General features: G+C 37.5%; 10 protein-coding genes and 1 pseudogene. 6 read left to right on the plus strand and 5 right to left on the minus strand.

Annotated features, from left to right (window positions below):
- From Q0K80_RS08445 to Q0K80_RS10400, 5 genes and pseudogenes are all read left to right on the plus strand, one after another.
- On the plus strand, positions 1–964 hold a 964-nt coding region (locus Q0K80_RS08445; protein WP_294605392.1), incomplete at its 5' end, for an SLAP domain-containing protein.
- Between the two features lie 46 nt (positions 965–1,010).
- A complete protein-coding gene (locus tag Q0K80_RS08450) occupies positions 1,011–2,171 on the plus strand; it encodes an SLAP domain-containing protein (RefSeq protein ID WP_294605394.1) in 1,161 nt (386 codons plus the stop codon).
- Between the two features lie 130 nt (positions 2,172–2,301).
- Complete coding sequence (locus Q0K80_RS08455) at positions 2,302–4,131, plus strand: cation:proton antiporter family protein (protein WP_294605396.1); 1,830 nt, start codon at positions 2,302–2,304, stop codon at positions 4,129–4,131.
- A 186-nt stretch (positions 4,132–4,317) separates the two neighbouring features.
- Positions 4,318–5,799: an SLAP domain-containing protein gene (locus tag Q0K80_RS08460; protein WP_294605398.1), complete on the plus strand. Its 1,482-nt coding sequence runs from the start codon at positions 4,318–4,320 to the stop codon at positions 5,797–5,799.
- A 254-nt stretch (positions 5,800–6,053) separates the two neighbouring features.
- A pseudogene (locus tag Q0K80_RS10400) lies at positions 6,054–6,500 on the plus strand (SLAP domain-containing protein); the annotation flags it as partial.
- Here Q0K80_RS10400 and Q0K80_RS10405 read toward each other — a convergent pair.
- The 5 genes from Q0K80_RS10405 to Q0K80_RS08485 all read right to left on the minus strand — a co-directional run bounded on the left by Q0K80_RS10405 (position 6,479) and on the right by Q0K80_RS08485 (position 10,747).
- Positions 6,479–6,856: a DUF4573 domain-containing protein gene (locus Q0K80_RS10405; protein WP_365935525.1), complete on the minus strand. Its 378-nt coding sequence runs from the start codon at positions 6,854–6,856 to the stop codon at positions 6,479–6,481. The pseudogene Q0K80_RS10400 and the gene Q0K80_RS10405 sit on opposite strands and share 22 nt — an antisense overlap.
- Before the next feature lie 121 nt (positions 6,857–6,977).
- Positions 6,978–7,943, minus strand: a complete 966-nt coding sequence (locus Q0K80_RS08470; RefSeq protein ID WP_294605401.1) for a Gfo/Idh/MocA family oxidoreductase — start codon at positions 7,941–7,943, stop codon at positions 6,978–6,980.
- 94 nt (positions 7,944–8,037) lie between these two features.
- Complete coding sequence (locus Q0K80_RS08475; protein ID WP_294605403.1) at positions 8,038–8,808, minus strand: hypothetical protein; 771 nt, start codon at positions 8,806–8,808, stop codon at positions 8,038–8,040.
- Positions 8,809–8,843: 35 nt separating this feature from the next.
- The gene (locus Q0K80_RS08480; RefSeq protein ID WP_294605405.1) at positions 8,844–9,608 is read right to left on the minus strand and encodes a hypothetical protein; all 765 of its coding nucleotides are present in this window, start codon (positions 9,606–9,608) and stop codon (positions 8,844–8,846) included.
- Positions 9,609–9,949: 341 nt separating this feature from the next.
- The gene (locus Q0K80_RS08485) at positions 9,950–10,747 is read right to left on the minus strand and encodes a hypothetical protein (protein WP_294605407.1); all 798 of its coding nucleotides are present in this window, start codon (positions 10,745–10,747) and stop codon (positions 9,950–9,952) included.
- Between the two features lie 158 nt (positions 10,748–10,905).
- Here Q0K80_RS08485 and Q0K80_RS08490 point away from each other — a divergent pair, with 158 nt between their 5' ends.
- On the plus strand, positions 10,906–11,598 hold the full coding sequence (locus tag Q0K80_RS08490) for a 2,3-diphosphoglycerate-dependent phosphoglycerate mutase (protein ID WP_110446606.1): 693 nt from the start codon (positions 10,906–10,908) through the stop codon (positions 11,596–11,598).
- Positions 11,599–12,299: the final 701 nt, after the last annotated feature.

The following is a 12,299-nucleotide window of genomic DNA, read 5'->3' on the forward strand; positions in this document are numbered from 1 at the left end:
TGTCAACGCCAATAACTTATTTGGCATGAAGGCTAATGACGACTGGCCTGGAGCAACTTACTCGTCTAAAACTCGTGAAGAAGATAAGAACGGCAAGAGCTATTACGTAACTGCTAAGTTTAGAAAATATGACTCCTGCCAGGATTCATTTGATGATAATGGTAAGAAGTTGCGCTTAGGAGTAACTTGGCAACCTGATCGTTATCAAGGAGCCTGGTTGGAAAGCGCTGCTTCTTATACAGATGCCACTCAGGCGTTAACTGGTACGTATGCGACTGACAGTAAGTACAACACGACCTTGAACACCAGAATTACTAACTACAATTTGACGCAATATGACCCTACGATTTCAAACACCAGTAAGTCTTATGTCGTCAAGAAAGCGGGCGCTACTTACGCTTGGCCGACTGACCATTCAGTTTCAGCAAAGACTGATTCTGTTGCTAAGGGCGATGCCGTTACCGTTACGAAGACCATTACCTATTATAACGGCAGAAAGCGCATGTATATCTCTGGCAAGGGCTGGGTTAATGATACGCTTTTAGACCTGGGCAGCGCACTTCCTCCTGCTTCGCAAGCGCCTAAGGGTGAAAAAAAGGTCAACAAGACTTTAATGCACAATTCTTATGTCTATAATTCTGAGGGTAAACGTGTTAAAAAGCTCAAGGCAATCAAGGTACCTAATACTGGTAAAGTAATTACGACTTACGGCACTAAAACTATTAACGGTAAAAAATATTATCGTGTTGGCGAAAACCAGTATATTGCAAGCGGCAATATTGATGGCACAGTGAGACTTTTGCAAAAGAACGCTTATGTTTATAACGATTACGGCAATCGTGACAATCAGCTGGTGATGAAGAAGGGTCAGTCAGTCGCAACCTTTGGCAGTGCAATTAATATTTATGGTCACAAGTACTATAGAATTGGCGTTCACCAGTATATTAAGAAAGGCAATTTCTAGATCAGGGTCAAACGGTAAAAAGCAGAAATAAGGAATGAAAATTTAGATGAAGATAAAGAAACTAATAACTACTATTGCTATCGGAGTAGGTTTAGTTGCACCTATTTTTAATGTTAATCACACACAGGTAGTTGAGGCTGCCTCAATTAATTCAATCGCAAAACAAAACAGTTATGTCGGTGAAACATTTTTGTATCAAATGTTGCAGACACAGAATATTAAGTATAACAAATTTTATGCTAAAGGCAATAAAATCAAGTATCGGAAAGGAACACCTGAAGGTATTGTAATCCATGAGACTGCTACCCCTGGAGCCTCTGCCTATAACGAAGCCATTTACTTCAACCGTGAATGGATGAATATGTACTCCTACGTTCACGCCTTTGTCGACAGTAAGCAAGTTATTCAAATGATGACGCCCAACTACGGCGTCTGGGGTGCGGGCGCAATAGCCAACAACCGCTTTATTCAAATTGAGCTTTGTCGGGAAAACACGCGTAATAAATTTGCTAAAAGCGTCAATAATGATGCTATCTATGCCGCAAAACTATTGCATCGCTATAACATCACGCCAGTTAATGCTTCAAATACGGGCACGGGAACTATTTGGTCGCACCACGCTGTATCGCGCTTTTTAGGTGGTACTAATCATACCGATCCGGATGGCTACTTCCAAAAATGGGGCTATTCAATGAATGACTTTTTCGCCCTGCTCAAATATTATTATGACTTGCAGGCGGCTGAAACTTCTAATACCGCAGTGCCCGATAATAGCGTTGGCACAAATGATCCGGTGGTTTCTGATTCTAATACTGATTCTGACTCTGACCCCGTCTCTCAGGCACCAACTGGCAACAAGACTTTAATGCATGATGCCTATACTTATGATGCCCAGGGTAATCGCACCACTGCTGCACTGAAAACTGCAGGTACTGTGGTAACTGTAGCGCAAGAGAAGGTTATCAACGGTAAAAAGTACTTGCAAATTGGTGAAAACGAATACGTTGTTGCCAGCAACATTGCTGGTACTAAGCGAATTTTAACTCATAATGCTTATATTTATGACACTACCGGAAATCGCTGTGATAATTCAAAACTTTTACGTGGCACTTCTGTGCGCACTTATGGCGGCCGCATCAATATTGGTGGCAAAATGTACTACCCAATTGATACCAACCGTTTTGTCAAAGCAGTCAATTTTAAATAGCAAATAAAGAAACAGGTTATGATATGGCCCCCAAGTTTGGGAGTCATTTTGTTATTTCTTACCCGTATTATTTTCTTCATTTGGCAATTTCTTGTATAATCGACTAAGAATAAATGAGGGGGCATTCCTTGTGGCACAGTTGTCTTTATTCTTAGTTGTTTTGTTTGCGCTGGTAATGCCTATTTTAATGGCGCGTTTGCGGGTTAATGCAGTTCCGACTGCAGTTGCAGAAATTATTATTGGTATTGTTTTAGGTGCAAGTGGCTTCAATCTCGTCCGGCCGACTCATGACCTGTCTTTTCTGTCAAATTTAGGCGTGATCTTGTTGTTGTTTTTGTCAGGGATGGAAATTAACTTTGACTTGTTAAAGCCGGGGCAAAAAAATAAAAGAAAAAAGGGTCAGATCGCTCCTTTTAAAGTTGCACTCCACGCTTTTTTAGGTGTGACAATTTTATCCGTCTGCCTAGCATTATTGTTAAAGATGCTGGGTTTATTTGGAGATTTCATGCTGGCTACTATTATTTTTATGACTGTTGCTTTGGGCGTGGTGATTGCTACCTTAAAGGAAAAGGATATTTTAAACAGACCCATCGGACAGACAATTTTACTAACTGCGGTTTTAGGGGAAGTAATTCCCTTAATGCTCTTAACGGTTTATGCAGCAATTAATGGTGGTAACACTAAGCAGTTGTGGCTGATTATTCTGCTCTTTGGCGTTGCCATTCTATTATTGTGGCGCTTTAAGCAACCGTACTTGTGGTTTGTAAAAGTAACAAAATCAACCACTCAGTTAGATGTCCGTTTAGCTTTCTTTCTTATATTTGCCTTAGTTACGGTAGCTGAGAGAGTGGGAGTGGAAAACATTCTGGGAGCTTTTTTAGCCGGCATTGTCATGAAGTTGTTAGAGCCCAGTCAGGAAACAGCGGATAAGTTAACCTCAATTGGCTATGGCTTCTTCATTCCTATTTTCTTTATCATGACGGGAGTAAAACTTAATTTAAGGTCACTTTTGGCTCACCCAAAGTCACTAATTTTATTACCAATATTAGTTTTGTTTCTGTTCTTGGCTAAAGCACCTGTTGCCCTGGTTTACGCGCAAAAATTCGGCAGCAGAAATGGTATTGCCGGTGGTTTTTTGACTGCAACTACGATTACTATAGTCCTTCCGACTTTAGCAGTAGCACGTAAATTAAACGTTATTACGCGGCTGCAGTCAGATGTTTTTATCCTGGCTGCTGTGATCGTCTGCATTCTGTGTCCGATTTTATTTAACGCCATTTTTAAATTAAAAGCTGAAGATCGCATTAAGGAAAAAGTCGTGATTCTGGGCACGAATGCCTTGACTGTTCCCGTAATGCTTGACCTACATGATAACTGGTATTCTGTTAAGATGTTTACTACCAGTAACGAACACTATCATATTTATAAAAGCCGTGTGCCGCAGCTAAAATTATTATCCCAATTGGATAGTGCGAGCCTGGCACAATTTGGTGCTTTTACTGGTAATATTTTCGTTGCGGCCATGAGGTCTGACGATACTAATTTGCGGCTGGGGCAGCTGGCACAAGAGCAGGGTGATTTCAAGCGCATTATTATTTGTCAAAAGCGTGCTGATATTGCCAGGGTCAAGGACTTGCGCAAGAATGGTATGGAAGTCTTTGACTTGAGTAATATTACTTCCGCACTCTTACGGGCACTAATCGAATCGCCCGCTCTCTATAGTGTCTTGAGTGATACTAAAAATGCGGTCTACTCTGTTGTTGTCCGTAATACAAAGTATTCTGGTCGGCAACTGATGGACTGGGACGTGGCTCATGACATCACCGTCAGCCGTATTCGCCGGGGGCAAGAGTGGCTGGTGCCGCACGGTCATACTGTCATTGAATTAGGTGATGAACTGATTTTCACCGCAAAATATCAAGCGGCCGATCGTATGCGCCAGGTTATCGGCAAAAAATAATTACTAATTAGACTGACTAACAAAGGACTGATTTTGACAATCAGTCTTTTTTAATTGAGAATTTTTCTGAGTTAGAAAATAATACAAAAATTAAGAAGTGACTGTCAGCATTTTTTAGTTCTCAGTTACAATATACTCTTGTATAGTTATAATAATTTTCATTTTTAAATATTGAAAGGTTTAGATATGAGTAAAAATAATCTTTGCAAGAAAGTGATAGTTTCTTTGACCACTGTGACTTTACTGACAGGGTTTTTAAAGCAAGCGCCGCCGAGTGTCTTAAATGCCCTGCCGGAAAAAGTAAGTGCAGCTAAGAAAAGTAGTCGAACTAGAAGAATAAAAAGGGTGGGAACCAATTTCGCTGTCTATGTCCGTAAGGGCAAAAAGCTGGTTAAATCCAAGAAAATCATCAAGGCGGGTCAAAAAGTACGTATTTATGGCCAAAAAACTGTTAAGGGTAAACTGTTTTATCGCATTGGTAAAAATAAATTTGTTAAAGCCGTTAACATTCAAGGCAAAATTTATCAAGTAACCAAAGATACGGTACTTTATACTCGAAATGGCAAAAAAGTAAAAGCAATTCACAAAGGACAAAAAATTAGGATTTTTGGCGCATCAAAAGTAATTAAGGGCAAGAAATGCTACGCCACTAGCCACGGTTACATCAGGAAGGGTGTGTTAGCCAAGATAAATTCAACGGCGAAATCAACTGAGCAGGTGATTAAAACTCTGTCGCCTGCAGTAAATATTACTAACGAATTGGCAAAAAGTATTGATTATAATAAGACGCAAACTGCCAATACTTTGGTATTTAATGGTTCCGGCTTGAATAATACGCCAAGCAATACTTTTACTCCTAATGTGAATAAGACTACTCAGGGTGAAACTAAGAATAACCATATTAATAGTGCATCAAATGCAAATAGGGCAGAGAATCCTGATAAGTCTGAAGGCACTAATGATAGCAATACTGCACAAAATCCACATAATGCGGATAATCTTGCAGATGGACACGGTGCTAATGTGATTTCGGAAGCCACTGAAACTAATGATAAAAATACCTCTGAATCTAAAACACCAGAAGATAAGGTGAATCCCGATCAGCCGAATACCTCTGATGATGCAGCTCAGGATACAGCCTCCGATAATTTACCAGATCCTATTGCCGTTAATGAGAATGTTTCAGACTCTTATACCAAGGAGTTTTCACCTAGTAAATTTAGACAAGTCTTTTTAAGGGAACTTAATCAGGAGCGGGTTAGCCGGGGCTTAACCAAATTAACAGCAGACCCTACTTATGACAAGATTGTTCAAGAACGTGCCCAGGATTTAATCAAGAATTTTGGACTTTATGATAAATCTGGAAGGTCTATTTTACAAAAGGCTTTTCAAGAAAAAGGCATTGATTATCCCATATTGGGAGAATGTATTGCCAGTTTTTCGTGGGAGTGGACTATTAATCGCACTACAAACGTGCTAGAACTTGCACTTGATGGTGGATCAACTGAAGAGGTTGCCAGCAGCATTCTTTACGAATATCTTAACAATAATATAACTAGGGATGGGAAATATCGGGACGTATTGCTTAATCCGGCTGCTAGAACAATTGGTTTAGGAGCAGCCTTTGAGAAAACCACCGTTTATTCAGCTGTCGTTGTGATGCCATAACAATATAACAGTAATATTTCAGCTACTGGAAAAGCAAATTATTATAGAAACATTGTTATCATTTTTAGTCAGACTTATAAATAAAGTTAAAGAATTAACTTATTAATATTTATATTCTTTTTTCATAGTGCTAAAATATAAGCCATGTAACTCAATAGGAGTTATAGCGTTCTTAATTTTTAACTAAGTACGTCAAAATGTTGTCAATGGAAAAAGGAAGGCTCAATATGAGTAAAAATAGTTTTTATAGAAAAATGATAGTTTCTGTAGCTGGTGCAACATTGTTAGCAGTTGGCGTAAATCAATTGCCTGTCAATGCTTTAGGTAGTACTCCAACTGAAGTTAGTGCTGCTAAAAAAGCTAATAAAACTAAAAAAGTTGGTGCAAATTCTGCTGTTTACAAGCAAAAGGGCAAGAAGTTAGTTAAGACTAAGGTAACAGTTAAGGTTGGCCAAAAAGTTAGTGTTCTTGGCAAAAAGACCGTTAAAGGCAAGGTTTACTATAAGATTGGCAAAAACCAATATATTAAAGCCGTTAATGTTGATGGCAAAACTGTTCAAGTAGTTAAAAACACAGTTTTGGTAACCAGAAGTGGTAAAGCTTTAAAGAAGAGTAAAGTTCGTAAAGGCCAAAAAGTTACCGTTTATGGTGGTACTGTTAAAATTAAGGGTAAGAAATATTACTCAACTTCAGCTGGATACATTAAAGTAAGTGCTTTAGCTAAAGACGAGACAACGGTTACGTCAATTAGCTCAACTGGTTCTAACGGTTCAACCGGCTCGACTAGTTCTAACGGTTCAACTGGCTCGACTAGTTCTAACGGCTCAACCGGCTCTAACGGTTCAACCGGCTCGACTAGTTCTAACGGCTCCACTGGCTCTAACGGTTCAACTGGCTCGACTAGTTCTAACGGTTCAACTGGCTCGACTAGTTCTAATGGCTCAACTGGCTCAACTAGTTCCAACGGTTCAACTGGCTCGACTGGTTCAACCGGCTCTAACAGTTCATCCGCTACTACTACTCCTTCAAAGTAAATAATATTTAATATTACTAGCAAAAGAGACCTAAATGTTATCCCTGATAAATACTAAAATGTCTTACCGGACTTTTAGGCCACTTTTTATATTCAAAAACGCAGTTCCTCTAAAAATTAGAGGTAACTGCGCTTTTAATTTTATTTATTTGATCGACTCTTTTGCTTGAGCTAGAACAGCCATCACAGCTACGCTATGATCATACAATTTGTCAGCTGCAGCAGTATCGTGATTGTCAATAATTTTAACAAAGTCTGTAAATTCACTCGCCATACGATGATCAAATTGGTTAAAGTTGAATTCACTGTTTTCACCATTTCTTCGTTCAATGGTAAAGTTTTTGATTACACCTGTTGACCCATCAAAATAGATAGTGCCTTTTTCACCTTCAATAAAGGATCTTGGCGTAGTATAGCTGTCCTTTGAAGCAATCAAAACAGCTTGCTTATCTGGGTAAACTAAGTTAAGTATACCGGAAGTATCAATATGCTGTTGGATCACTGGGTAATATTGCACCTTTTCCGGTTTGCCAAAAAGACCAACAGCTAAATGAATGTTGTAAATATTTAAATCCATTAAGGTGCCACCGTCTTTTGCCGGATCAAAAACGGGAGCAATCTTACCCTGCAAGAAATCATCATAGCGGCTAGAGTACTGTGTATAGTTCAGAGAGATGATATGAATAGGCGCTATTTTGGTTAATTTTCGTTTGATTTCCTTATAATTTGGCAGATGAATATTGGTAATAGCTTCAACAATAATTACATTATGATCATCAGCTATTTTTTTAAGTTCCTGAGCTTGAGCAACGGTTTCAACATAGGGCTTTTCACAAATAACATTTTTGCCAGCCAGAACGGCTTTTTTAACAACGTCATAATGCAAAAAGTTAGGTACGGCGACGTAAACGGTGTCTACGTTGTCGTCATTGCACAACTGATCGTTATCCGCAAAGACCTCTTTAATACCGTACTGCTTAGCTAAATCTTCAGCGATATGCCGACTGCGCTTAGTCGTAGAGATTGCTGCTAGTTCCAAATTTTTAATTTTAGCTGCAGTAGTTAAGAAGTCATGGACAATTTTGCCACTACCAATAATACCTAATTTCATTTTGGACCTCCATTTTACTGATGAAAATATTTAAAAGAGTTAACACCCTTATTTTATCTCATCGAATAGATCTGGAGAACCCTATCATTTTAGATTATTTAGCTGTAGCTGGGGTCGCATTTTTAACTTCGTCAGGAAGAGCTAAAGAATCAGAGCCGCCAAAGCCAAACATTTTAAGTTTGAAAGATGCTGGTGTCTTTTTATCATAATTCATCTTAAAGGAAACAGCATAGTCTGTTACTTCTTCGTCTTTCAGAGTGAAAGTAACGTAGCATTTGCTGAGTTTAACGTGTTTTTTGAAAGACTTGGTGTCTACCTTATAATCTTTAAAAATCTGGTTTAACATTTTGGCTGCTTTAGTCATGCTGACGCTACTTTTGAGAGTATAAACACCTTTTTTATGACTAAGACGGGCATTCTTATAAAAATCATGCTTAACACTCTTAGTAAATTTCTTAATTGTGTTTTCATATTTTTGCATGTCCGGCTGAGCTGCTTCACTGTCTGCGAGAGTTGTATATTGCCATTTGCCATCGACCTTGGTATAAAGGCGGTTAGAAGTCATATCAATCCATTGTTCTACTTTACCTTTGTTTTTGCCAGCGTTGACGGTAGTAATAGATTGCACTAGTTGAGGCTTGGTAGTGAAGACACCATGTGCATCAAAACCCAGTTTTTGCTTACCACTTTTAATCTTAGTGGTGAAAACGTATTGGCCACTGGTTGGTTCCGCCTTTTTATTGTTAACAATCGCAACAGCCTGCTTTTTATTTAACGCTGCGTCAACTGTTTTGGCGTGAGCCAAACCACCACCAACAAGGGCGGCAGATAATAATACAGTAGAAATTAGTTTTTTAAATTTCATGATTAATACCTCTTAATTATTAAAAACACTTTATATTATTTTAACGGGTTAGCCGGTGCGTTTTTAACCTCATCGGGTAATTGTAAGTTGTTAAAGTCACCAAAATTACTCTTACTTTGCTTTACTCGAACATGCATAGTTTTGGCGAAACTTGCTTTAAGGCTAACATAGGAAGTCACGATTTTTTGATCTTTAATGGTGTAAACAAACTTGCAATTGCTAAATTTAAAACTCTTTAGTAAGGATTTTGTATTTGCTTGACCTAGCATCCCTAAAGTACTTCGTAATAATTTCTTACCGCTAACTTTACCTTTAACTGTGTAAGTTTCATTATTATTGGTGATTTTGGCATTCTTGCCCATTTCCTGATAAATACCCTTATTATATTTCTTAAGCGCTTTACTATTTTTTAGTTTATTTAGTTCTGTAATCAAAAAGTCTGGTAAGGTATCGTACTGCCATTGGCCTTTTTGCTTAGAATAAAGGCGCTTGCTGTCTAAATCTACCCATTGCTCAGTAGTCTCAGTTTTCTTTCCAGTTTTTGTTGTACTGATGATGTGAAATAATCCCTTTTGACTATTAAAAACGGATTGTTCTGTGGTAGTTGTAGTCTTTTTCCTATATTTGGTCGTTGTTGTTTGTTCCATTTGCAAACTGGTGGGATTTTGTTCATCCTTTGCAATAATCGCAATGGCCTGCTTTTTGTTTAAGGCTGCTTCTACTGACTGGGCATGAAATAGCCCACCACCAACTAAGGCGACGGATAACAGCAAAGCCGAAATAATTTTCTTAAATTTCATTGGTAGCATCTCCTTTTTTAAGATACATATATTTTAAATTAAAAAAAACTTTTGTATACCTTTTATGGTTAATTTTTTATTAAAACTTTTATATAAAAGTCTGCACAACCGGTCTTGGTCAAATAAGAATCTGAAAAGTCCTGTTTCCATTGGTGGTAGAGCTTGATTTTTAGATAATCCGGTCATAAAAAGATTCCCGCAACCTTTCTAACTTGCAGGACTCATTTCATTATTCAGCTTTTTTATAAATTAAAAGGACTAGCTTCTACTTAATAGCGGAAGTAAGTCCATAACTAGAGCCTCATAAACTATGCTGATTTTAGGGTTCACATTAATAATATTTATTTCTTCTTTTTATTTGTTTCCGGTAATGGCTTAGCGTTAAGTGCATTGTTGGGAATCTTTAAAAAGTCCCTGCTGCCCATGTTGCCGTAACTTTGACCGGCACTGAAGCGCATTAATTTGTTTACTTTGATCTTAACTAAGTATTGAAACGTATAAAGTTTCTTATTTTTAACCACAAGTTTTGCAGTCATACCTTGAATTTTACCTATTTTGGCTATTTTACGGTAAATCGTTTGTTGCTTTGAGCTTTGATTATTAGTGACAAAGATCGGGTCAAGCGCCTTCTTTATGGTCTTTTGGTCTTTAACTGTTGCATCTAACGTATATGTTTGCCCCTTACGCGTCATTTTATAAACCTTTGTAAGAGCTGCGGGCGGATCCATTAACATGGGGTTGTTGACTATGGAGTCTAATAAATCAACGTATGAATGACCAGTTAATTTGTTAAAGTCGGTCTTGTACCAATTACTTTCACCATTAATATAGATATGATTGGAATTATCAACCCATTCTTGTGCAGATTGGGTTTTACCTTTCACCTGTGTTTGGGAATTAAGTTGAAAAACGGTGGGACTGCCTCCAAATAGGGCAGTCGTAGCAACAACTTGGTTGGAGGTGTCAGTACCCAAGGTAATAACTTGTTTTGCCTGACCACTCTTAAAAGATTTATGTGAACATTTGATTACTTGGCTTTTAGTTAAAATTGGTTCGCTTTGCTTTTTTGGCTTTGAGCAACCTCCAGCAATTAAAGCTGCCATTAAGCTTAGGCCCAGCATTAGTTTTTTTATTTTCATAACGAGTTAGATAATCTCTTTTCTTATAATCATTATTATTTCTATTGTATCTTAAAACTTGAATTTAAAAAACGATTTTTAACCCTAAAACCTATGAAAACAAAATGTAAATGTGTAAAATAATAAGTGAAACTTTTAATTTGCAAAGGAGATATTTCATGTCAAAATTAGTTTTGATTCGTCACGGACAAAGTGAATGGAACCTTGAAAATAAATTTACTGGTTGGATTGATGTAGATTTATCAGAAAAAGGCGTTGAAGAAGCCAAGAATGCGGGTAAGTTAATTAAGGAACACGGCTTGAAATTTGACCAAGCTTATACTTCAGTTTTAACTCGTGCCATTAAGACTTTGCACTATGCTTTGGAAGAAAGCGACCAACTTTGGGTTCCCGAAACTAAGACCTGGAGATTAAACGAGCGTCACTACGGTGGTTTGCAAGGCTTAAACAAGAAGGCTACTGCTGACAAGTACGGTGATGAACAAGTCCACATTTGGCGTCGTTCATACGATGTTTTACCACCAAAGATTGAGGATGATTCTAAGTACAGTCAAGTTCACGATCGTCGCTATGCTGACCTTGACCCACACATTATTCCTCGGACTGAGAACTTAAAGGTTTGCTTAAAGAGAGTTATGCCATTCTGGGAAGATCACATTGCGCCAGACCTATTGGCTGGTAAGAATGTCATTATTGCCGCTCATGGTAATTCACTTCGTGCTTTGACTAAATACATCGAAAACATTTCTGACGCTGATATTATGAACTTGGAAATGAAGACTGGTGAACCTGTAGTTTACACCTTTGATGACAAGTTGAATGTCACTAACAAAGAGAAGTTAGACGACTAATTTTAAGCTGAAAAATAAAATTCCTAACCTTCGTGGTTAGGAATTTTTTTGTGGCTGCAGTTTATTTGTGAATTTTGACAGAAGCGTCAAGTTGCCGGCCATATTGTTCAGCATATTCTTTTAATTTTGGTTTGATTTTTTTCAATAAAGTCTACTCTCTTTTTTATCACTTATACTCCGCAACATATTGTACTTTAATGTATTCAAAATACTATATGTTGAAAAGGCTATTGCTTTTAGGCTTTAGCATGATTATCAATCCGGTTCCTTTTTCCAGCACAAAAAAGCAAAAAAATAGATCAAGTCTTTTCCAAAAGAAATACTTGATTTATCTTTTTGTCTAAAAATTAATTTTTACATTTTCTACTATAGCAATACCGTGCAAAGTATAGTTTTTTCCAGGAATTGATTCCTTATAAGAAATTGTATTAAACGACATTTCAATGCTTAAAGCTACTAATATAGCTTTTAAAATGAAAAAATTAAAACATTAGTACAAACAAGATTATTAATGAAATAAAAGAACTAAGTAAAAAACATGGCTACCCGCCATATGCTGATCAATATATTATCAGAGTGACCTTGCCATAAAGATATTAAAAACCGATCTGTCCAATTATTAGGCAGATCGGTTTTGTTCTTTAGTTTTTGCCTTTTCTTTTGGATTTCAAAGCAATAGCAAAATCAGCAATTTCATTTTG

The sequence above is a fragment of the uncultured Lactobacillus sp. genome, from assembly GCF_945290125.1.
GTDB classification, from domain to species: domain Bacteria; phylum Bacillota; class Bacilli; order Lactobacillales; family Lactobacillaceae; genus Lactobacillus; species Lactobacillus rizhaonensis.

What these genes read in the sequence shown, in the direction of transcription:
- Q0K80_RS08450 (WP_294605394.1), top strand. Translation starts at nt 1,011, where the DNA reads ATGAAGATAAAGAAACTAATAACTACTATTGCTATCGGAGTAGGTTTA.
- Q0K80_RS08460 (WP_294605398.1), top strand. Translation starts at nt 4,318, where the DNA reads ATGAGTAAAAATAATCTTTGCAAGAAAGTGATAGTTTCTTTGACCACT.
- Q0K80_RS08470 (WP_294605401.1), bottom strand. Translation starts at nt 7,943, where the DNA reads ATGAAATTAGGTATTATTGGTAGTGGCAAAATTGTCCATGACTTCTTA.
- Q0K80_RS08475 (WP_294605403.1), bottom strand. Translation starts at nt 8,808, where the DNA reads ATGAAATTTAAAAAACTAATTTCTACTGTATTATTATCTGCCGCCCTT.
- Q0K80_RS08480 (WP_294605405.1), bottom strand. Translation starts at nt 9,608, where the DNA reads ATGAAATTTAAGAAAATTATTTCGGCTTTGCTGTTATCCGTCGCCTTA.
- Q0K80_RS08485 (WP_294605407.1), bottom strand. Translation starts at nt 10,747, where the DNA reads ATGAAAATAAAAAAACTAATGCTGGGCCTAAGCTTAATGGCAGCTTTA.
- Q0K80_RS08490 (WP_110446606.1), top strand. Translation starts at nt 10,906, where the DNA reads ATGTCAAAATTAGTTTTGATTCGTCACGGACAAAGTGAATGGAACCTT.